This window comes from Pseudomonas sp. COW5 (assembly GCF_026240005.1).
Lineage (GTDB): Bacteria > Pseudomonadota > Gammaproteobacteria > Pseudomonadales > Pseudomonadaceae > Aquipseudomonas > Aquipseudomonas kribbensis.
On sequence record NZ_JAPHVP010000001.1, the window covers coordinates 3,715,324 to 3,734,386 of the forward strand.

Here is a 19,063-nt window from a genome sequence, read left to right on the forward strand (position 1 = left end):
AGAACGAGGGATGCGTCATGGGGTTTGTGCAAAAACTGGCCTGGCTCGGCGCGGTGCTGTTGTTGAGTTTCGGACAGGCCAACGCGGCCACGGAAAAGGACGACAGCAAGGCTGCCATCGCCTTGCTGGAAAAGGCTCTGGCCTACTATCACGACAACGGCGACAAGGCGTTCGCGGCATTCAGCCGCCAGGGTGAATTCGTCGACAAGGATCGCTACGTGTTCGTGGTCGATACCAAGGGCGTGATGCTCGCCAGCGGCGGGCCGTCCTCAGCGTTGATCGGCCGGGATGTGAGCGAAGTGCTTGGCCCGGATTTGCAGAAGGCGTTCAAGGACGCGTTGAAAGTGCCGGAAGGCAATGGCATCCAGCAGGCCGAATACCGTTGGCAGAACCAGGCCGACGGCAAGGTCGAGCGCAAGCATGTGTTCTATCAGCGCATCGGTCAGCGGATTCTGGCGGTCGGTTACTACTTGCCGCGCGCGTCGGCGGAGCAGGCGAAATCGTTACTCGACAAAGCCGCCACCGATCTGACCAAGGACGAAAAGGGCACGCTGACGGCAATCAACTCGCTCAAGGGCGGTTACCTGCAGGATGACCTGTATGTGTTCGTGGTGGATCTGAACACCCAGCGCTACGTCGCCCATGGCACCAACCTGCGGTTGATCAACACCGACTTCGCCAAGGTCAAGGACCCGGAAGGCAAACCCGTGGGTGAGCCGATTCTGGCGTTGATCGGCAAGCAGGATGAAGGCGAGTACGAATACCGCTGGAAGAATCCGGTGACCGGCAAGGTCGAGGACAAGCATGCCTACCTGAAAAAGGTTGGCGGGTTTCTGGTGGCGGTCGGTTATTACAGCGCTTGATCCCTGTGTGCTCCCACGTCACGCGTGGGAGCCATCGGAATCGGTCAGCGGGCGCCGTGCTCACGCCCGCGCAACAAGCGGTTCGGCATGGCAATCGCCGCCGCCAGCCCGAGCAGCGACACGCCGGCACTGACCATCAACAAGTGCCGGAATGTCACCAGCAACTCGGCGCGCAAGGCATTCTGCGCATCGCCGGGCGCCGCGTTCAGGCCATCGAGCAGCACGTTGCCGGAGTGACCTTCACCGATCAGCGATGCGCCGGTCAGGTGGGCAAAGCTGGAGTCCTGCAACAACGCCAGCAGCAGCGCCGACATCAACGCCACGCCCACCGCGCCACCCAGGGAGCGGAACAGGTTGGTGGTGCTGGTGGCGACGCCAATGTCCTTTTGCTCGACCGAATTTTGCGTACCGACCAGCGAGGTCGGGAACTGCATGCCGCCGGCGATACCGCTAAGCAACATGAACAGACTGCTGACCAGCGTCGCATCGGGCGGGCTGAAGGCCATGCCGAGGATCGAGATCGGCATCAGCAGCGCGCCGGTGAGAATTTGCGGCTTATAGCGCCCGGTGATCGAGGTGCGACGACCGGCGAAGTACGCGCCGATCGGCAGACCCATTGCCAGCGGCAACAAGTGCAACGCAGCGCTGTCGGCGCCGGCGCCGGTCACACTCTGGAAGCGCAACGGCATCAGCACGATCAACGAAATCGCCTGGAAGCTGCAGAAGAAAATCGTGCACCAGCACAGCAGGGCGTTGCGGTTGGTGAACAGGTGCATCGGCAGCAGAGGCTCCCGGGCGCGCCGTTCATGCCAGACGAATACCGCCAGCACCGCCACCGCGCAAGCGAACAGACCGAGCACTTCGCTGCTGCGCCACGCATGACCCTGGCCGACCTGAGTGATCGCCAGCAACAGCGCCGTCAGGCCGATGATCATCAGCAGTGTGCCGAGGTAATCGATGACCGGTTTGCGCTGGGGAATCGGCAGGCCGACCAGATTGCGTCGCGCCACCCAGTACGCGCCAAGGCCCAGCGGCAGATTGATCAGGAACACCCATCGCCACGACAGGTACTCGGTCATGTAACCGCCCAGCACCGGGCCGGCCACGCTGGCCACCGCGTACATGCTGGAGAAGTAACCCTGATAGCGCCCGCGCTCACGGGGCGGCACGATGTCGCCGATGATTGCCTGGCTCACCGAAATCATCCCGCCAGCGCCGATGCCCTGGAAAATCCGCGCCAGCACCAGCTGCTCCATGCTCTGGGCCATGCCGCAGAACAGCGAGGCGAGGGTGAACAGGCCCATGCCGAACAGCATCAGTTTGCGCCGCCCGTACAGGTCACCGAGCTTGCCGTAGATCGGCACCGCCACGGTCATCGCCACCATGTAGCCGGAAATCACCCAGGCCAGCAGGCTGACGTCCTTGAATTGCGCGGAGATGGCCGGCATGGAAACCGCGACGATGGTCTGGTCCAGCGCGCCAAGGAAGATCGCCAGCATCAGCGCGACCAGCACGCTGCGAATGGCCGGTTTGGGCGTTTCGGGGTGGTTGAGATTGGTCACGGGCGAACCTGCGGGCAGTGATTGACCCGCAGGGGCAAGGCGAGCGGGTGGATGCTCGTCAGTGTAAGTCGGTAGCAGGCTATTCGATAGCCTCATAAGGAAGTCCGACGTAATTTTCTGCAATGGTTTTTTGTCCCGCTTCTGAACTGACAAAGTAGTCCAGTTCCGAGGCGCTGATGCGCTGACTGAAGTCATCGTGTTCGTCGAAACGGTGCAGCATCGAAGTCATCCACCAGGAAAACCGCTCGGCTTTCCACACCCGGCGCAGGCAGATTTGCGAATACTGCTCCAGCAAGTCAGTGCGACCTTCGCGGTAGACCTTCAGCAGAATCCTGAACAGCGTGCTGACATCGCTGGCCGCCAGATTCAAACCCTTGGCCCCGGTCGGCGGAACGATATGCGCCGCGTCGCCCACCAGAAACATGCGCCCGTACTGCATCGGCTCGACCACAAAGCTGCGCAGCGGCGCGATGCTCTTTTCAATCGACGGACCGGTCACGAGTTTCTGCGCCAGATCCTCCGGCAGACGATTGCGCAGTTCATCCCAGAAGCGCTGATCCGACCAGTCGTCGACGTTTTCTTCGGCCGGCACTTGCAGGTAGTAGCGGGTGCGGGTCGCCGATCGCATGCTGCACAGGGCGAAGCCGCGTTCGTGGCGGGCGTAGACCAGTTCGTCGTGAATCGGTGGCGTGTCGGCGAGAATCCCCAGCCAGCCGAACGGATAAACCCGTTCAAAGACCTTCAGGCATTCCGCCGGGATCGACTGTCGGGCCACGCCGTGGAAACCGTCGCAACCGGCGATGTAATCGCAATCGACGCGCCAGGTTTCGCCGTCCTTTTCAAACGTGACGAAGGCCTCGTCGCTTTTCATGCCACAGGGAACGACATCGCGTGCTTCATAGATTGTCTGTCCGCCGGTCTCCCGACGAGCGGCCATCAGGTCGCGGGTGACTTCGGTCTGGCCATAGACCATCACGGTTTTTCCACCGGTCAGCGCCTGCAGATCGATGTGCACCCGACGCCCGTCGAGGGCCAGTTCGAAACCACCGTGGACCAGCCCTTCGGCGTCCATCCGCTGACCCACGCCAGCCTCGCGCAACAGCTCTACCATGCCCTGTTCAAGGACTCCGGCGCGAATTCGGCCGAGCACATAATCAGGTGTCTGACGCTCGATAATCAGGGTGTCGATGCCGGCGTTGTGCAGCAGTTGGCCGAGCAATAATCCGGACGGACCGGCGCCAATGATGGCGACTTGGGTTTTCAGCGTTTTCATTGTTTTTATGACTCGCAAGCTTCACGCGACAACGGCCGGTGAATGATTTTCAGGATTCGAGTGCTTGCATTTTTCCCTTGCGGGTCTGTCAATTGAAGGTGAAAACTGAGCCGATACCTGTACATTCTGCCAATCGGTGCGATTATCGCCCGCAACCTTCGAGGCCTGGATTGAAGTGATGAACAAGCCTGACCTGCCTTCGATTCCGGTGTTCAAGCTCTACGGTGAAAGCCTGGACTGGCCGACCCCTGACTTGCTGCACTGTGAAACCATTTCCAAACGCAGCCGCGAACATCAATGGGAAATCAAACCCCACCGCCACGCCGATTTGTGCCAGTTGCTCTTCGTATTCAAAGGTCAGGCAGAGCTTGAAATCGAAGGTCAACGCACGCAACTGAACGAAGCCGCGATCCAGATCCTGCCACCGCTATCGGTGCATGGATTCCGGTTTTCCGAGGACGTCGAAGGATTCGTCGTCACCCTCGCCACACCGTTGATCAACCATTTGCAGGCGCAACTGGGCAGCGCGGTACAGGCCCTGGCCCAGGCCGAAAGCTATACGGCGGGGCAGGACGCGGAGTACCTCAACAGTCTGTTTGCCGCGTTGCAGGCCGAGTACAACGGTCATCAACCGGCGCGGGAAATGCTCATGCATTCGCTGGTGAGCGTGATCATGGTCTGGGTCAGCCGTCAGGCGATCCGCCGGCATAACGCGAGCCAACGCCCGCAGCGTCAACGTGAGTACCTCAACGGTTTTATCCAGTTGGTGGAAGAGACGTACCGCCAGCACGTCAAGGTCGAAGACCTGGCCCACCGCCTGGGAATTTCCGTCTCGCACCTCAACGGCACCTGCCGCGAGCTGGCGGGGCAACCGGCGTTGCAGATCATGCATGAGCGTCAGTTGCTGGAAGCCAAGCGTCTGCTGACGTACACCAGCATGACGATTTACGAGATGTCCGAGGTATTGGGTTTTTCCGATCCGACCAACTTCACGCGCCTGTTCCGGCGTCGGGTGGGCATCTCGCCAAAGGCGTTCCGCGACCGCTTGAAGGCCGAGCAGAACGACGACGCCTGACGTCCTGTATCAGCGCAGGGCGTTGAGGGTGGCGTTGTGAGGGATGCAGCGCTCGAAGTTGCAGCTCGCGTACTCACGGGGCAGTTGCCGCAATTGCTCCACGCGCCATGCCGCGGTGCCGTACAGCGCCAGCGTGGCCGCGCAGGTGATGAAAATCGCGAGGTATCTTCTTGTTCTGGTGCTCATGATCATGGCGTTGACCTCTGAACGAATACCCTTGGGTACTACTTTCAGCATAGGTCAGCGCCGGGGAGTTGCCAGCCGCGCGGCGAACCGGTTTACAACCCGACATCCCATTGCGGGTTTTCAGGAAAACGCAGCACCAGGAAGTCCAGCATGCTGCGCAATGCCGCCGGCATGTGCTTGCGTGAGGCGTACACCGCGTAGATGTTCATCCGCCGAGGCTCGGCGTTGGGCAACAGGCGCACCAGTTCGCCGCTGTGAATGTGCACCCCGGCCTGATAGGTCGGCAGCATCGCCACCCCGGCACCGGCGAGGGTCGCGCGCAGCAGGGTGCTGGCCTCGTTGGCGCTGATGTTGCCCTGCACCGGCACCGAGACCGGCTCGCCGTCCTCTTCGAAATGCCACAGGCTCTTGCCGAAATAGGAGTGGGTCAGGCAGTTGTGCCGGCTCAGATCTTCTACGCGCTGCGGTTGTGGATGTTCCTGGAGATAGGGGGGGGCGGCGCAGACCACCGAACGACAGACCGTCAGGCGCCGGGCGATCAGGTTGGGGTCGAGGTCGTTGCTGGTGCGGATCGCCAGGTCGATGCGTTCGTCCACCAGGTTCACCGTGCGATCGAGCATTTGCAGGTCGATGTTGACGCCTGGGTAGCGCTTGACGAACGCGGCCATGGCATCGGCCAGTTGCGCCTGGCCGAACGAGGTGCTGACGCTGATCCGCAACAAACCCCGTGGTGCATCGTCGGGCTCGCTGACAGCGGCCTGCATGTCGCTCGACAGTTCGAGCATCTGCCGGCAGCGCGGCAGGGTTTCGTTGCCGGCCGCAGTCAGGCTCAGTTTGCGCGTGGTGCGGTGCATCAGGCGCGCGCCGACCCAGTCTTCCAGTTCCGCCAGATACCGCGACACCACTGGCCGCGACAGGTCCAGGTGATCGGCCGCCGCCGACTGGCTGCCCAGATCCACCACCGTGACAAACACCCGCATTGCTTGGAGACGATCCATGATTTGCCCGCTTTCAGAAACAAACTATGTTTAAGCATCGCATTTTTTGTAACGAGTCTGGCAACTAAGCTCTGTCCCATCGCCAAGCACGGCATTCGAACAGCGGAGCAACCCATGATCGGCTTCACCACTCTCAAGCGCGTTTTACTGGCCACCGCCACCCTCGGCTTTGCTGCCCACGCAGCGGCCGCGAACCTGAGTCTCGACGTCTACAACCCAGGTGCTAACGCAATCTTCCCGGTGACCTCGGTGCTGGTCAGCGGCGAGAAGGACGCGATTCTGGTAGACGCGCAGTTCGGCAAATCCCAGGCCGAGCAAGTGGTGGAAAAGATCCGCGCCAGCGGCAAGCAACTGACCACCATCTACATCAGCCACGGTGACCCGGATTACTACTTCGGTCTCGACACCCTGACCAAAGCCTTCCCGAATGCCAAGGTACTGGCTTCGCAGCCGACCGTTGATCACATCAAGCAAACCGTCGACGGCAAGCTCGCATTCTGGGGGCCGAAAATGGGCGCCGATGTACCGGCCAAAACCATCGTGCCGGGCGTGCTCAAGGGCGACAGTCTGATGCTCGAAGGGCAGAAGCTGCAGGTGGTCGGCCTGGAAGGCAAGCAACCGGATCGCAGCTTCGTGTGGATTCCATCGCTGAAAGCCGTGGTCGGTGGTGTCGTCGTTGCCGAGAACATCCATGTCTGGATGGCCGATACCCAGACTGCACAATCCCACGCCGACTGGCTGGAAACCCTGCACTCGATCGAAACCCTGAAACCGAAAACCGTGGTGCCGGGTCACTACCTGGGTGACAGCGCCCGTTCGCTGGCCGCCGTGAAGTTCACCGCCGATTACATCAAGGCCTTCGATGAAGAAACCGCCAAGGCCAAAGACTCTGCCGCGGTGATCGCCGCGATGAAAAAACGCTACCCGAAACTGGGCGAAGAAAGCTCCCTGGAGCTGAGCGCCAAGGTCGCCAAGGGCGAGATGAAGTGGTAACCCGATTCTGAAAAACGCAGCACTCTCAAGCCAACTGGAGAATGTCATGAGCAAGATCGCAATCATTGGTGCCACCGGCCGTGCCGGCAGCCAATTGCTGGAAGAAGCCCTGCGTCGCGGCCACAGCGTCACCGCCATCGCCCGGGATACCTCGAAGATCGGCGCCCGCGCCGGTGTGGTCAGCAAGAACGTCGACGTGCTGGATGCCGCCGCGCTGCAAGCGGCAGTCGCCGGTCACGATGTGGTGATCAGCGCCGCGCATTTCGCCACGGTGCCGGCCAGCGCGCTGATCGGCCCGGTGAAACAGGCCGGGGTGAAACGCTTGCTGGTGGTCGGCGGTGCCGGTTCGCTGCTGCTGCCGGACGGCACCCGCGTGATCGACAGCGCCGGTTTCCCGGCCGAGTACAAGGCCGAGGCCAGTGCCGGTGCAGCGTTTCTCGATGCCCTGCGTCAGGAAAAGGAACTGGACTGGACCTTCCTGTCGCCGTCGGCGCTGTTCTTCGAAGGTGAGCGCACCGGTAAATTCCGCGTCGGCAAGGATGACTTGCTGGTGAGTGCTGAAGGCCAGAGCTCGATCAGCTTTGCCGATTACGCGATTGCGCTGATCGACGAAGTGGAAACGCCGAAGCATTCGCGTCAGCGGTTTACTGTCGGTTATTGAGGGGTTGGGTGGTTCTCGGGATTTGTGTCTGATCCGAGAACTACCCCTCACCCCAGCCCTCTCCCAGGGGGAGAGGGAGCCGACCGAGATGTCTGACGTGATTCATCGACCTGAAAGTTCGAGTCGATTATGGATTCGGTACAGCACGTTCAGGTCGGCGTAATTTTTGAGCATCCCACGATCGGCTCCCTCTCCCTCCGGGAGAGGGCTGGGGTGAGGGGGGCTCACCGTGTATGAGCCTGCTCCACCAGCCACCCCATCAACTCCTGCAACTTCGCCGACGGCTCCGACGCCGGCGCGACGATGTAATAACCCAATCCCGTCTTCACCTTCAGATCGAACGGCATCACCAGTCGCCCGGCGTTCAAGTCATCGCCGATCAACGACCAGTCGCCAATCGCCACCCCCGTCCCGTGGGACGCCATCGACATCGCCTGATCCAGCGTCTCGAAATGCTGACCGCTGCCGATGTTGCTCAAGTGCAGTTCGGCGGCTTCAAGCCATAGCGTCCAGTCGTCATCGGTGTGAGTCGGATGCAGCAGCAGGTGTTGTTGCAAGTCTGCCGGCGTGTGCAACGCCGGGCCACCGTTGAGCAGCGTTGGCGAACAGACCGGCGTCAGTTGTTCATCGAACAGATGCAGCGTGGCAGGGGAGTCGTGGGGCGCGGTGCCGTAGATCACCGCGGCGTCGAACTGCTCGCGATGAAAATCCACCCCGTGTTGCAACGACGCCGTGAGTTTCACCGGCACGTCCGGGCGCTCGCGCTGCCATTGCAATAGCCGTGGCAACAACCAGCGCATCACGCAGCTCGGGGCCTTGAGTTGCAGGGTCTCGCGTTTGGCACCGATCTGCTCCATCGAGTCGCCGATCAGGCTGAACACCTGCTGCACCCGTGGCAGCCATTCGCGACCTTCGGCCGTCAGTTCCAGGCCCCGGGCCAGGCGAATGAACAGTTCATAACCCAGATGCTCCTCCAGCCCGGCGATCTGCCGGCTCACCGCACCTTGGGTGATGTGCAACTGCTCGGCGGCCCGGGTGAAGTTGCAGCACTGCGCGGTGATCAGAAACGTGTGCAGGGCGGGCAGGGGTGGCAGTCGTTTCATGTGGATCCAAGGTATGACGTGAGGACATGGCTAGTATGAGCTTTTATCGATTGTTGCGGCTACGGGTCGCCCGTTTCAATGAGGCCAATCACCGGTTCCCTCAAGGCCCGGTGCCTCAACGAACAAGAAGGGCAAAAACATGGCGACGTGTGGCGAAGTACTGGTCAAGTTACTCGAAGGTTACGGGGTCGAGCAGGTGTTCGGCATTCCCGGGGTGCATACCGTGGAGCTGTATCGCGGGCTGGCCCGTTCGAGCATCAACCATGTGACTCCGCGTCACGAGCAGGGCGCCGGCTTCATGGCCGACGGCTACGCCCGCACCAGCGGCAAACCGGGTGTGTGCTTCATCATCACCGGCCCGGGCATGACCAACATCACCACCGCCATGGGCCAGGCCTACGCCGATTCGATCCCGATGCTGGTGATCTCCAGCGTGCAGTCGCGCAGTCAACTGGGTGGCGGTCGCGGCAAGCTGCATGAACTGCCGAACCAGAGTGCACTGGTCGGCGGCGTGGCGGCGTTCTCCCACACCCTGATGTCGGCGTCCGAATTGCCGGGCGTATTGGCCCGCGCGTTTGCGCTGTTCCAGGCCGGGCGTCCGCGTCCGGTGCATATCGAAATTCCGCTGGATGTGCTGGTCGAAGAGGCCGACGAACTGCTGACTAGCCTGCCGGTCAACATCGACCGCGCCGGTGCCGCGCCGGCCGCCGTGAGCCGCATGACCGAACTGCTGGCCGGCGCCCAGCGCCCGCTGATCCTTGCCGGTGGCGGCGCCATCGATGCCGCTGCCGAGCTCACCGAACTGGCTGAACTGCTCGACGCGCCGGTGGCCCTGACCATCAACGCCAAAGGCATGTTGCCGTCCAGTCATCCGCTGCTGATCGGTTCGACCCAGAGCCTGGTCGCGACCCGCGCCCTGGTGGCGGATGCCGACGTGGTACTGGCGATCGGCACCGAACTGGCGGAAACCGACTACGACGTCACCTTCGCCGGCGGCTTCGAAATCCCCGGCAAGCTGCTGCGCGTGGACATCGATCCCGACCAGACCGTGCGCAATTACCCGCCGCACGTGGCGCTGGTCGCCGACTCGCGCAACGCTGCACAAGCATTGCTGAGCGCGCTGTCGCACAAGCCGCTGGCCGAACGCCGTAACGATTGGGGTCAGGTGCGCGCTGCCCGTCTGCGTGAAGACCTGGCCGCGACCTGGGACGCGCCGACCCTGGCTCAGACCCGGTTCCTCGAAACCGTGCTGCACGAACTGCCGAACGCGGTGTTTGTCGGTGACTCCACGCAACCGGTGTACACCGGCAACCTCACGTTCAACCCGGAGCGTCCGCGCCGCTGGTTCAACTCGTCCACCGGTTACGGCACCCTCGGCTACGCCTTGCCGGCGGCGATTGGCGCGTGGCTCGGCGGCCACCTCGAACACGGCGCCCGTCCGCCGGTGGTGTGTCTGATCGGTGACGGCGGTCTGCAATTCACCCTGCCGGAACTGGCCAGCGCTGTGGAAGCGCGCACCCCGGTGATCATCCTGCTGTGGAATAACCAGGGTTACGAAGAGATCAAGAAATACATGGTCAACCGTGCAATCGAGCCGGTGGGCGTGGACATCTACACCCCGGACTTCATCGGAGTGGCCAAGGCCCTGGGTTGCGCGGCGGAAGCGATCAGCTCGGCCGAACACCTGCGCGGCGCCCTGCGCGCCGCCACTGATCGTCAGGGCCCGACCCTGATCGAAATCGACCAGACCCAATGGATGAAGGCGGTGGCCAAATGATGAATTTCCCGACCACACTCGACGGCCTGTACATCAACGGCCAATGGTCCGCCGGCCGCGAACACCTGCGAGTGATCAACCCGGCCACCGAAGCGCTGCTGACCACGGTCAATGGCGGCGACGAAAGCGCCGTCAATCAAGCGGTGACGGCAGCGACCGAAGCTTTCAAGGACTGGTCGAAAACCACTGGCGCCGAGCGCGGGGCGATCCTGCGCAACATCGCCAATGGCGTGCGCAACGGTCGTGATCACTTGATGAAGTTGCAGTCGAGCAACAACGGCAAACCGCAGTTCGAAGCGGGCATCGATGTCGATGACGTGATCGCCACCTTCGAGTACTACGCCGAACTCGCCGAAGGCCTCGATGCAAAACAGGACAGCAACGTGCCGCTGCCGAGCGACGACTTCAGCGCACGCCTGCGCCGCGAACCGTGCGGTGTGGTCGGGTTGATCGTGCCGTGGAATTTCCCGATGGTCACCACCGCGTGGAAACTCGCGCCAGCCCTGGCCGCCGGTTGCTGCGTGGTGCTCAAACCGTCGGAAGTCACGCCGCTGCCGGAGCTGGAACTGGCGACCATCATCGCCGAGTCCGGCCTGCCCAAAGGCGTGTTCAACCTGGTGTGCGGCACCGGTCTGGCAGTCGGTGCGCCGCTGTCGGCGGACCCGCGCATCGCCAAGATTTCCTTCACCGGCAGCAACGCCGTCGGTGTGCAAGTGATGCAGCGCGCCGCCGAATCCGTGAAGGGCGTGAGCCTGGAACTGGGCGGCAAATCTTCGCTGCTGATTCTGGAAGATGCCGACCTTGATCTGGCGGTGGAGCTGGCCTGCGGTGGCGGTTTCTTCAACGCCGGGCAGATGTGCTCGGCCACCAGCCGGGTGCTGGTCGCCGATGAACTGGCCGATGAATTCCTGATTCGTTTGCAGGCCCGTGCGGAAAAAATCCGTGTGGCCGATCCGTTCGATCCGGAAGTCGAGATGGGCGCACTGGTCAATCAGGCGCAGTACCAGCGTGTGCTCGGTCACATCGACCGTGGCCTCAGTGCCGGGGCCAAGCTGATCTGTGGCGGCAATCGCCCGGCGGATCTGCCGCGTGGATATTTCTTGCAGCCGACGATCTTCACCGAAGTGCCCCTCGACAGTGCGCTGTGGTGTGAAGAGATCTTCGGCCCGGTGATTTGCGTGCGCAGTTTTGCTTCGGAAGCCGAGGCGATTGCCCTGGCCAACGACAGCCAGTTCGGTCTGGTGGCCAGCGTGGTCACGCGCAATGCCGAGACTGCGGATCGGGTCGCCAACGCCTTGCAGGCGGGGCTGGTGTGGCTCAACGCGCCGCAGGTGATCTTTCCGCAGACGGCGTGGGGTGGCTACAAACAGAGCAGCATCGGCCGCGAACTGGGGCCGTGGGGCCTGGCGGCATTCCAGGAAATCAAGCACGTGATCCGCGCGCTCTGAATGCCCGAAAAAGGTCAGAGCATGCCTCGCAACGAGGCATGCGCCGGCGTCATGGCTCCAATGAGTTTTTATCGATAGTCAGGTGTTTTGCACGACCTCAGGATGAACCCGCTGATCACGTTCAAGCCCTTTTAAACCGGGGGCTTGAGCGGTTCCGATCACGCACGGCAAGGGTTGCGGTCAATCTCATACTTACAAGAATAATGGGAGTCCCAAATGGGCGAGCACGATCTGAACAGGCGTCAATTCATCAAAACCGTCGGCGTGGCCTCGGTGGCTGCGGCGGCCATGAGCATGCCCTTCATCCGGGCCAGCGCCAGCGACACCCGATTTGCCGGCAAGACCCTGCGCCTGCTGACCTGGTCCGATGACACAGGCCTGGCCGCACTGCGCAACATCGCTGCAACGTTCGAAGCCAAGACCGGCGCCAAAGTGATTGCCGACCGCACCGGCAGCACCTCGGAAATGGTCGCCAAACTCAAGGCCGGCGGTGACCGTCCGCAGTACGACATCATCACCCTGGCCGGGGTCGGCGCCGAAGGCCTGGCCGCTGCCGGACTGCTGGAAAAACCCGACCTCAACCGTATTCCCAACCTGATCGACGTTCCGGAAAAATACCGCACCGGGGCCAACGGTCACGGCATCGGTTATCTGCTGTGGTGCAACAGTCTGGTCTACAGCACGCGCACCCAGAAGGAAGCGCCGGACAGTTACGCCGCGCTGTGGGACGCCGATCTGGCACCGAACATCTTCCTGCCGCCGCCGAACTGGACCGAGGCGATGGACCTGATCATCATCGCCGCCAAACTGGCCGGTGGTGACGAGCACAACATCGAACCGGGCTTCAAGAAACTCGCCGAACTCAAGGAACGCGTGGTGACCCTGGGCGAAAACCCCAACCAGATTGCCGAGCTGTTCCGCACCGGCTCCCTGGACATGGGCGGCCTCTACGCCCCGGCGTTTTTCCCCAAGCAGATCCGCGACCCGAACTATGGCCTCGGCGCCACCTTCGGCATGAAAGAAGGTTTCTACACCGACCTGATGCTCTCGGTAATGCCGAAGAACCGTCCCGGCGACACCGATCTGGCCTACGCCTTCATCGACCACTCTCTCGATCCGCTGGTGCAGGGCAAGATGGCCGAAGACATCTTCAACGGCCCGGTCAACGCCAAGGCGATCATCTCCGCCGAAGCGCGCAAGAGCCCGTTCATCCTTACGCCTGAGCAGATTGCGGAGAAGGCGATCATGCACGACAACGCCTTCCTGGCGACGGTGCATGACCAGTGGATTCGTCGCTACACGGAAATCTTTTCTTCCTGATCGAGTGACGTACACAGGCGCTCAAATACTGAAAGTTCCTGTGGGAGCGAGCCTGCTCGCGATAGCAATCTGTCAGCCGACATCGTTGGTGAATGTCAGTCCGCAATCGCGAGCAGGCTCGCTCCCACAGAGGGCCAAGGTGAGCTTGAAGCCGTTGTTTTTCCATTGACGAGATCATTGCTATGGAACATCAATCCCTGACCCAACCGGTCGGCGCGGGTGACGTGCGCCCGGCGCGCGGTGTTTCGCCAACCGCGCGGGCGTGGTTTTTCCTCACGCCGTCGATGCTGTTTCTCGGCGTGCTGATTGCCGCCAGCCTGCTGGTGCTGCGCATGAGCGTTGGCACCAAAGGTGCGGAGTGGTCCGGTTTCAGCCTGGCCAGTTACGCCCAGTTGCTCGAACCCTACTACCTCAAATCGTTGCTGCTGACCTTGCGTCTGGCGCTGATCAGCGCGGTGATCGCCGTAGTGCTGGCGATCCCGGTGGCGTACACCATGTCGCGCCTGACCTCGCCGTTCGTGCGGCGGATCTTCCTCGCGGCGGTGCTGTTGCCGCTGCTGGTCAACCTGCTGCTGCAAAGCTACGGCTGGCTGGTGATCCTCGGCCCCGGCGGCATGCTCAACCAGACCCTGATGGGCCTCGGTCTGATCAAGCGTCCGATCATGTTGCTGTATAACCAGAACGGCGTGTTGATGGGCCTGGTGCAGACTGCGTTTCCGTTGGCCGTGCTGCCGATTGCCAGCGCCATGCGCGGTGTCGCCCGCAGCTACGAAGAAGCTGCCGCGACCCTTGGCGCCAGTCGATTTCAGGTTTTCCGTCAGGTGGTGTTGCCGATGAGTCTGCCGGGGATCATCACCGGCGCGACGCTGGTGTTCGCCTACAACGCCAGCAGCTTCGTGGTGCCGCTGCTGCTCGGCGGTCGGCGCGTGCCGATGCTGGCGGTGATGGTGCATGACCAGATCGCCCCGCTGATGAACTGGCCCGCTGCGTCCGCCGCTGGTGTGGTGCTGATCGTCACCACCCTGGCGATCATGACCTTGTCCGAATACATCACCGGCCGCCGTCGCCGTCTGCTGGAGGCTTCGCAATGAGTGCCCTGATCAAGAAGCGCCAGTCGCTGCTGCCGGGCGATACCGGCAAATTCGCCGGCATTCTTTCCGGGATCATTTTGTTCCTGGCGGTGTTGCCGATCCTGACGATGATCGTGATGTCGTTCAGTGGCGCGTCGAACCTCGACTTCCCGCCGAGCAGCTACAGCCTGCAGTGGTACAAGGCCGCTTGGCACACCTTCGTTTCGCCGGACGCCAGCGATGTGCTGAGCCTCGGCCAGGCCATGGGCACCAGTCTGCTGGTGTCGTGCCTGACGATGATTTTCGCCACGCTGATCGCGGTGCCGGCGGCTTATGCGCTGACCCGTTGCGAGTTCCGTGGCAAGGGCGTGGCGCTGCAACTGATGTCGTTGCCGCTGGTGTTTCCGATGGTGGTGCTGGGGCTGGCCTTGCTGCTGGTGTTCGACAGCCTGCCGTTCCACATGACCACCTCGCGACTGGTGATTGCCCACGTGATTCTGGCGCTGCCGTTCGTGGTGAAGAACTGCACGGCGGCCATGCTTTCCATCGGCAGCGAAGTCGAAGAGGCCGCGCAGATGCTCGGTGCCTCGCCGTTGCGCGCCATTGTCGATGTGGTGGTGCCGTTGATGAAATCGGGGATTCTGGCGGGGATGCTGCTGGCGTTCATCGTCTCGTTCAACGAATTCACCGTGACCTATTTCCTCTACACCATCGACGTCATGACCGTGCCGATCTGGATGTACAGCCGCACCGTGTCATCGCTCGACCCTACCGTGTTCTCGTTTGCCGTGCTGATCGTGCTGATCGACTTCGTCCTGATCTGGGCGCTGGAGAAGCTGGTGGGCGAGGGCGGCGTTTCCTTTTGATTGTGAGGTGCAACATGACTGGACTGATTCTGGAAAACGTCGAGAAACATTACGGCTCGGCCTGTGCGGTAAAAGACGTCAACCTGCATTTGCCCGAGGGCAAACTGGTGTGCTTCCTCGGCCCGTCGGGCTGCGGCAAGACCACCTTGCTGCGAATGATCGCCGGGCTGGAAACCCTCACCGGCGGCGAAATCCGTCTGGACGGCGAGGACATCGGCCACACCCCGGCGCACCTGCGCAACTTCGGCATGGTGTTCCAGTCGCTGGCACTGTTCCCGCACATGACCGTGGGTGAGAACATCGCCTATCCGCTGAAACTGCGGGGCGTGAGCAAGGCTGATCAACAGGCGCGGGTGGTGGAGTTGCTGGAACTGATCCAGCTGCAAGCGATGATTGACCGTCCGGTGGCGAAGCTCTCCGGCGGTCAGCGTCAGCGGGTGGCGATTGCCCGGGCCATTGCCTCGCACCCGAAAATCCTTCTGCTCGACGAACCGCTGTCGGCGCTGGATGCCAAGTTGCGCGAGTCGATGCAGGTGGAAATCCGCCAACTGCAACAACGCCTGAACATCACCACCATCATGGTCACCCACGACCAGCGCGAGGCCATGACCATGGCCGATATCGTGGTGGTCCTCGGTGAGCATCGGGTGCAGCAGGTGGGCACGCCGATTGAAATCTACCGGCACCCGGCCAACGAGTTCGTCGCGGACTTCATCGGCTCCGGCAATATCTTCCCGGCCACCGCGCTGGGCGATGGCAAGGTCGTGCTGCCGGGCGGCGACGCCCTGCAAGTGCCGATCTGCAGCAGCATCGAGGTCGGGAAGAAAGTGAAAATGCTGATCCGCCCCGAAGACCTGCAACTGTCGGCACCCCAGGCCACGGCGGGCAATCGCCTGCTGGGCAAGGTGACGTTTGTGCGGGACATCGGCGCGACTATCGAGACTACGGTGGAATGTTCAGGGGTGACGTTTACGGCGCTGAGCACGCCGTGTCAGGGCATCGGGCTGGGGATCGGGCACCCGGTTTCGGTGACGTTGCCGGGTGAGGCGTGTCGGGTGTTGGGCGTGTGATTGATGTTCTGCTCAGCATCGCTCCCTCACCCCAGCCCTCTCCCGGAGGGAGAGGGAGCCGACCGAGGTGTCTGGCGCTGTCCGTCGACCTGAGCGATCGAGTCGATTATGGATTCGGTAAAGCAATTTCAGGTCGGTGTATTTCGTGAATATCCCCCAATCGGTCCCCTCTCCCTCCGGGAGAGGGCTAGGGTGAGGGGCTTTTGAGTGTCAGACACTCAATCTCAGGCGCGCCAGATCCCTCAACGGCGGCGCCCCAAACAACCGGCTGTACTCACGACTGAACTGCGAAGGGCTTTCATACCCCACCCGATACCCCGCCGCCGAAGCCTCCAATCCCTCAGCCAACATCAACCGCCGCGCCTCCTGAAGACGCAGCTGCTTCTGATACTGCAACGGACTCATCGCCGTCATCGCCTTGAAGCGGTGATGCAGGGTCGAGACGCTGAGGTTCACTTCCTTCGCCAGATCATCGATGCGCAACGGCTGTTCGAAGTTGCCGTTGAGCCATTTGATCGCCTGGCTGATGCGGTGGCTCTGGCTGTTGGCGATGGCGATTTCGTACAGCCGATGACCCTGCGGACTGCGCAGCAGGCGATAGAGAATTTCCCTACGGATCAGCGGCGCGAGCATGGCGATGTCTTTCGGCGTGTCGAGCAGCCGCGCCAGGCGCAGCACCGCATCGAGCATCGCGCTGTCGATCCTTTCCACATACAGACCGCGCCCGGTCGGTCGGGTCGGTACACCCATCGGGCCGGCATCGGCGATCAGCGCGGTGATTTCCGCCGGGTCGATGTCCAGGCGCACGGCGAGGATCGGTTCCAGAGGCGAGACATTCACCACCCGACCGCTCAACGGCATCGAGACCGACACCACCAGGTAATTCAGTGGATCGTAATTGAAGTATTCGTCCGCCAGCCGCACCTCCTTGCGACCCTGAGCCATGATGCACAGCGCCGGTTGCGCGAGCACCGGGGCAAAATCGTGGGATTTGGTGTGGCGCGACATGAACAGCGAGCCGACGGCGGTGGCATAACTGCCATCTTCGGAGGTGTTGCGGCGAATGATCGCCGCCAGTTCCTCGCGCTGTTTTTCCATGTCAGCTGCCATGTCGGCATCGGGCGGCGCCTGAAAACGATCGAACGACGTCATGCACAGCCTCCTCGGCAAGGGATGGAATGGGAGCAGAGCATAAGTTTGTGCAAGCGCAAGCGGTAGACACATCCTGCGAAATGCTTGCCTGATCCTGCATGGCGTTGCGTGCCTGCCCAGACATGACAGGGCGAGCCCTGTAAAACTTGCTCGAAACCGGTGTGACAGGACGGTGACAGCAATTCACGAGTTGTTACAGGTCTGAAAGACAGTCTCGCAGGATTGTGCAACGCGACGGCAGGAATCGACTAACGGCGAGCATTGCCCGGCCCTTAACCTTGGATCCTGTCGCAGCCCGTCCCCGGCTGCCACGCGACTCCCTGGGAGGGTTGAACATGTCCAAGCAGATTCCCGTCAGTCATATGGCCTTCGTTCGAGCGCGCGCCGGGCGCTCGGCGGAACTCGGCATGCGCCTGAGCGCGCTGATTGAGCCGTCCCGTGCCGCCGCCGGTTGCCTGAGCTTTTCCTTGCAGCATTCGCAGTGTGATCCGGAGTTGTGGCTGGTCTCCGGTTTCTGGAATAACCAGCAATCGATGACCGCCTATTTCAGCAGCCCGTCGATGGAAGTCTTTGCCGAGCTGGTGCAGGACCTGGTGGTCAACAGCCTGGATTTCCACACGTTTAAAGACGTGTCGGCGGCGCAGGCGCTGGGTCAGAGTTGCGCGCCGATACACAAACTCGCCGGTTGAGGGTTTAATGGCCGGCCTATCTGACTGAGCCAGGACCTGCGACATGGCACGTAAAGAGTTTGAACACTTCGAAGCGGTTTCCGCTGTAGTCCCCGTCGAATTGGGCAGCAACAAGGGTTATTTCGCGGCAATCGCGGTCAAGGCCCTGGTTGACGGCGGTGCGCCACGCTTTCACAAACTGTTGAATGACCAGGTATTCCCTGGCGCCATTGCCGCCGATGAAGCGGCCATCAACGAGCTGGACAAGCTCAAGGGCGTCACTGATGACGCCGAGCTGATCTGGTAACTCCGTTTACTTGACGGCGCCCGGGCGCCACATCTTGAACAATGCCTCCGGCCCCAGCTGGAAGTAGTCCGCCGGCCCGCCGCCGCGCAGAATCGGTTCTGCGGCGGCGGTGTCGTAGATCCCGTCCTTCAACAGCCATTTGGCAATGTGCACGGCGACCACCTCACCGAGCACCAGCCAGCTCGGCACCGTCTCGCCGTCGGCGCGCTGCAACTGAATGATCTGCGTGACCTTGCACTCGAAGGACACCGGGCTTTCGGCCACGCGCGGCACGGCAATCACCTTCGACGCCACCGGTGTCAGTCCCGCCAGTTCGAATTCGTTGACCTCCGGCGCGACGGCTGCGCAGCTCTGGTTCATCTGCTCGGCCAGCGGCCGGGTCGCTAGGTTCCAGACGAACTCACCGGTCTGCTCGATGTTGTTCAGGCTGTCTTTGCGCCCGACGCTGGAGAACCCGATGATCGGCGGAATGTAGTTGAACGCGTTGAAAAAGCTGTAAGGCGCCAGGTTCAGCTTGCCCTCGGCATCCTGCGAAGAAATCCAGCCGATGGGGCGCGGACCGACAATCGCGTTGAACGGATCGTGGGGCAGGCCGTGGCCGTTGGCCGGTTCGTAGAAATGGATGTCATCGGGCATGGCGGGGTGTTCCTGAAGGCTTTTATAAGCGGCCA

At 62.0% G+C, this 19,063-nt stretch carries 19 protein-coding genes; 12 read left to right on the plus strand and 7 right to left on the minus strand.

The genetic code is table 11. From position 1 onward, the window contains the following. The first annotated feature begins 17 nt into the window (after positions 1–17). Positions 18–863 (plus strand): cache domain-containing protein, encoded by an 846-nt coding sequence (locus tag OQ248_RS16985; RefSeq protein ID WP_248742595.1) that lies wholly within the window; start codon positions 18–20, stop codon positions 861–863. A gap of 44 nt (positions 864–907) precedes the next feature. On the opposite strand, the gene OQ248_RS16990 is transcribed toward OQ248_RS16985, so the two are convergent. After that, entirely contained in the window at positions 908–2,425 is a 1,518-nt protein-coding gene (locus OQ248_RS16990; RefSeq protein ID WP_265813387.1) for an MDR family MFS transporter, read from the minus strand. A 79-nt stretch (positions 2,426–2,504) separates the two neighbouring features. Next, complete coding sequence (pobA, locus tag OQ248_RS16995) at positions 2,505–3,698, minus strand: 4-hydroxybenzoate 3-monooxygenase (RefSeq protein WP_265813388.1); 1,194 nt, start codon at positions 3,696–3,698, stop codon at positions 2,505–2,507. 178 nt (positions 3,699–3,876) lie between these two features. Between pobA and OQ248_RS17000 the strand changes: the two genes are divergently transcribed. Next, on the plus strand, positions 3,877–4,773 hold the full coding sequence (locus OQ248_RS17000; RefSeq protein ID WP_265813389.1) for a helix-turn-helix domain-containing protein: 897 nt from the start codon (positions 3,877–3,879) through the stop codon (positions 4,771–4,773). A gap of 9 nt (positions 4,774–4,782) precedes the next feature. Here the strand turns inward: OQ248_RS17000 and OQ248_RS17005 are convergent, their stop codons facing one another. Both OQ248_RS17005 and OQ248_RS17010 read right to left on the minus strand, forming a co-directional pair. Then, complete coding sequence (locus OQ248_RS17005; protein ID WP_085730216.1) at positions 4,783–5,010, minus strand: hypothetical protein; 228 nt, start codon at positions 5,008–5,010, stop codon at positions 4,783–4,785. A 41-nt stretch (positions 5,011–5,051) separates the two neighbouring features. Continuing rightward, complete coding sequence (locus tag OQ248_RS17010) at positions 5,052–5,957, minus strand: LysR family transcriptional regulator (protein WP_265813390.1); 906 nt, start codon at positions 5,955–5,957, stop codon at positions 5,052–5,054. Positions 5,958–6,071: 114 nt separating this feature from the next. Between OQ248_RS17010 and OQ248_RS17015 the strand changes: the two genes are divergently transcribed. Both OQ248_RS17015 and OQ248_RS17020 read left to right on the plus strand, forming a co-directional pair. After that, positions 6,072–6,950, plus strand: coding sequence for an MBL fold metallo-hydrolase (locus tag OQ248_RS17015; RefSeq protein WP_265813391.1), 879 nt, complete (start codon positions 6,072–6,074; stop codon positions 6,948–6,950). A 46-nt stretch (positions 6,951–6,996) separates the two neighbouring features. Continuing rightward, positions 6,997–7,611 carry an NAD(P)-dependent oxidoreductase gene (locus tag OQ248_RS17020; protein WP_265813392.1) on the plus strand — a complete coding sequence of 205 codons (615 nt, stop codon included), beginning with the start codon at positions 6,997–6,999 and terminating at the stop codon, positions 7,609–7,611. A gap of 224 nt (positions 7,612–7,835) precedes the next feature. Here the strand turns inward: OQ248_RS17020 and OQ248_RS17025 are convergent, their stop codons facing one another. Further along, on the minus strand, positions 7,836–8,714 hold the full coding sequence (locus OQ248_RS17025; RefSeq protein WP_265813393.1) for a LysR substrate-binding domain-containing protein: 879 nt from the start codon (positions 8,712–8,714) through the stop codon (positions 7,836–7,838). Between the two features lie 139 nt (positions 8,715–8,853). On the opposite strand from OQ248_RS17025, the gene OQ248_RS17030 reads away from it, so the two are divergent. The 6 genes from OQ248_RS17030 to OQ248_RS17055 all read left to right on the plus strand — a co-directional run bounded on the left by OQ248_RS17030 (position 8,854) and on the right by OQ248_RS17055 (position 16,265). Next, entirely contained in the window at positions 8,854–10,491 is a 1,638-nt protein-coding gene (locus tag OQ248_RS17030) for a 5-guanidino-2-oxopentanoate decarboxylase (protein WP_265813394.1), read from the plus strand. Further along, positions 10,491–11,939 (plus strand): aldehyde dehydrogenase family protein, encoded by a 1,449-nt coding sequence (locus OQ248_RS17035; RefSeq protein ID WP_265815106.1) that lies wholly within the window; start codon positions 10,491–10,493, stop codon positions 11,937–11,939. Before OQ248_RS17030 ends, OQ248_RS17035 begins: the two co-directional genes overlap by 1 nt. 216 nt (positions 11,940–12,155) lie before the next feature. Next, complete coding sequence (locus tag OQ248_RS17040) at positions 12,156–13,259, plus strand: ABC transporter substrate-binding protein (RefSeq protein ID WP_085730221.1); 1,104 nt, start codon at positions 12,156–12,158, stop codon at positions 13,257–13,259. 182 nt (positions 13,260–13,441) lie between these two features. Further along, positions 13,442–14,350: an ABC transporter permease gene (locus OQ248_RS17045; protein WP_007960163.1), complete on the plus strand. Its 909-nt coding sequence runs from the start codon at positions 13,442–13,444 to the stop codon at positions 14,348–14,350. Further along, positions 14,347–15,195 (plus strand): ABC transporter permease, encoded by an 849-nt coding sequence (locus tag OQ248_RS17050; protein WP_007960165.1) that lies wholly within the window; start codon positions 14,347–14,349, stop codon positions 15,193–15,195. The genes OQ248_RS17045 and OQ248_RS17050 overlap by 4 nt, the downstream gene beginning before the upstream one ends. 14 nt (positions 15,196–15,209) lie before the next feature. Further along, a complete protein-coding gene (locus OQ248_RS17055; protein ID WP_265813395.1) occupies positions 15,210–16,265 on the plus strand; it encodes an ABC transporter ATP-binding protein in 1,056 nt (351 codons plus the stop codon). Between the two features lie 210 nt (positions 16,266–16,475). On the opposite strand, the gene OQ248_RS17060 is transcribed toward OQ248_RS17055, so the two are convergent. After that, on the minus strand, positions 16,476–17,417 hold the full coding sequence (locus tag OQ248_RS17060) for an AraC family transcriptional regulator (protein ID WP_265813396.1): 942 nt from the start codon (positions 17,415–17,417) through the stop codon (positions 16,476–16,478). 335 nt (positions 17,418–17,752) lie between these two features. On the opposite strand from OQ248_RS17060, the gene OQ248_RS17065 reads away from it, so the two are divergent. Together OQ248_RS17065 and OQ248_RS17070 are read left to right on the plus strand one after the other, a co-directional pair. After that, complete coding sequence (locus OQ248_RS17065) at positions 17,753–18,106, plus strand: antibiotic biosynthesis monooxygenase family protein (RefSeq protein ID WP_085709576.1); 354 nt, start codon at positions 17,753–17,755, stop codon at positions 18,104–18,106. 43 nt (positions 18,107–18,149) lie between these two features. Further along, on the plus strand, positions 18,150–18,392 hold the full coding sequence (locus OQ248_RS17070; protein WP_065258578.1) for a hypothetical protein: 243 nt from the start codon (positions 18,150–18,152) through the stop codon (positions 18,390–18,392). A 6-nt stretch (positions 18,393–18,398) separates the two neighbouring features. On the opposite strand, the gene OQ248_RS17075 is transcribed toward OQ248_RS17070, so the two are convergent. Continuing rightward, positions 18,399–19,028: a flavin reductase family protein gene (locus OQ248_RS17075; protein ID WP_114885139.1), complete on the minus strand. Its 630-nt coding sequence runs from the start codon at positions 19,026–19,028 to the stop codon at positions 18,399–18,401. Positions 19,029–19,063 lie beyond the last annotated feature (35 nt).

Excerpts from the sequence above, each read along its gene's own strand:
- OQ248_RS17035 (WP_265815106.1), top strand. The coding sequence starts at position 10,491 with ATGAATTTCCCGACCACACTCGACGGCCTGTACATCAACGGCCAATGG.
- OQ248_RS17070 (WP_065258578.1), top strand. The coding sequence starts at position 18,150 with ATGGCACGTAAAGAGTTTGAACACTTCGAAGCGGTTTCCGCTGTAGTC.
- OQ248_RS17050 (WP_007960165.1), top strand. The coding sequence starts at position 14,347 with ATGAGTGCCCTGATCAAGAAGCGCCAGTCGCTGCTGCCGGGCGATACC.
- OQ248_RS17015 (WP_265813391.1), top strand. The coding sequence starts at position 6,072 with ATGATCGGCTTCACCACTCTCAAGCGCGTTTTACTGGCCACCGCCACC.
- OQ248_RS17010 (WP_265813390.1), bottom strand. The coding sequence starts at position 5,957 with ATGGATCGTCTCCAAGCAATGCGGGTGTTTGTCACGGTGGTGGATCTG.
- OQ248_RS17040 (WP_085730221.1), top strand. The coding sequence starts at position 12,156 with ATGGGCGAGCACGATCTGAACAGGCGTCAATTCATCAAAACCGTCGGC.
- OQ248_RS17060 (WP_265813396.1), bottom strand. The coding sequence starts at position 17,417 with ATGACGTCGTTCGATCGTTTTCAGGCGCCGCCCGATGCCGACATGGCA.
- OQ248_RS17065 (WP_085709576.1), top strand. The coding sequence starts at position 17,753 with ATGTCCAAGCAGATTCCCGTCAGTCATATGGCCTTCGTTCGAGCGCGC.
- OQ248_RS17005 (WP_085730216.1), bottom strand. The coding sequence starts at position 5,010 with ATGCTGAAAGTAGTACCCAAGGGTATTCGTTCAGAGGTCAACGCCATG.
- OQ248_RS17030 (WP_265813394.1), top strand. The coding sequence starts at position 8,854 with ATGGCGACGTGTGGCGAAGTACTGGTCAAGTTACTCGAAGGTTACGGG.
- pobA (WP_265813388.1), bottom strand. The coding sequence starts at position 3,698 with ATGAAAACGCTGAAAACCCAAGTCGCCATCATTGGCGCCGGTCCGTCC.
- OQ248_RS17045 (WP_007960163.1), top strand. The coding sequence starts at position 13,442 with ATGGAACATCAATCCCTGACCCAACCGGTCGGCGCGGGTGACGTGCGC.
- OQ248_RS17075 (WP_114885139.1), bottom strand. The coding sequence starts at position 19,028 with ATGCCCGATGACATCCATTTCTACGAACCGGCCAACGGCCACGGCCTG.
- OQ248_RS17025 (WP_265813393.1), bottom strand. The coding sequence starts at position 8,714 with ATGAAACGACTGCCACCCCTGCCCGCCCTGCACACGTTTCTGATCACC.
- OQ248_RS16985 (WP_248742595.1), top strand. The coding sequence starts at position 18 with ATGGGGTTTGTGCAAAAACTGGCCTGGCTCGGCGCGGTGCTGTTGTTG.
- OQ248_RS17020 (WP_265813392.1), top strand. The coding sequence starts at position 6,997 with ATGAGCAAGATCGCAATCATTGGTGCCACCGGCCGTGCCGGCAGCCAA.
- OQ248_RS17055 (WP_265813395.1), top strand. The coding sequence starts at position 15,210 with ATGACTGGACTGATTCTGGAAAACGTCGAGAAACATTACGGCTCGGCC.
- OQ248_RS17000 (WP_265813389.1), top strand. The coding sequence starts at position 3,877 with ATGAACAAGCCTGACCTGCCTTCGATTCCGGTGTTCAAGCTCTACGGT.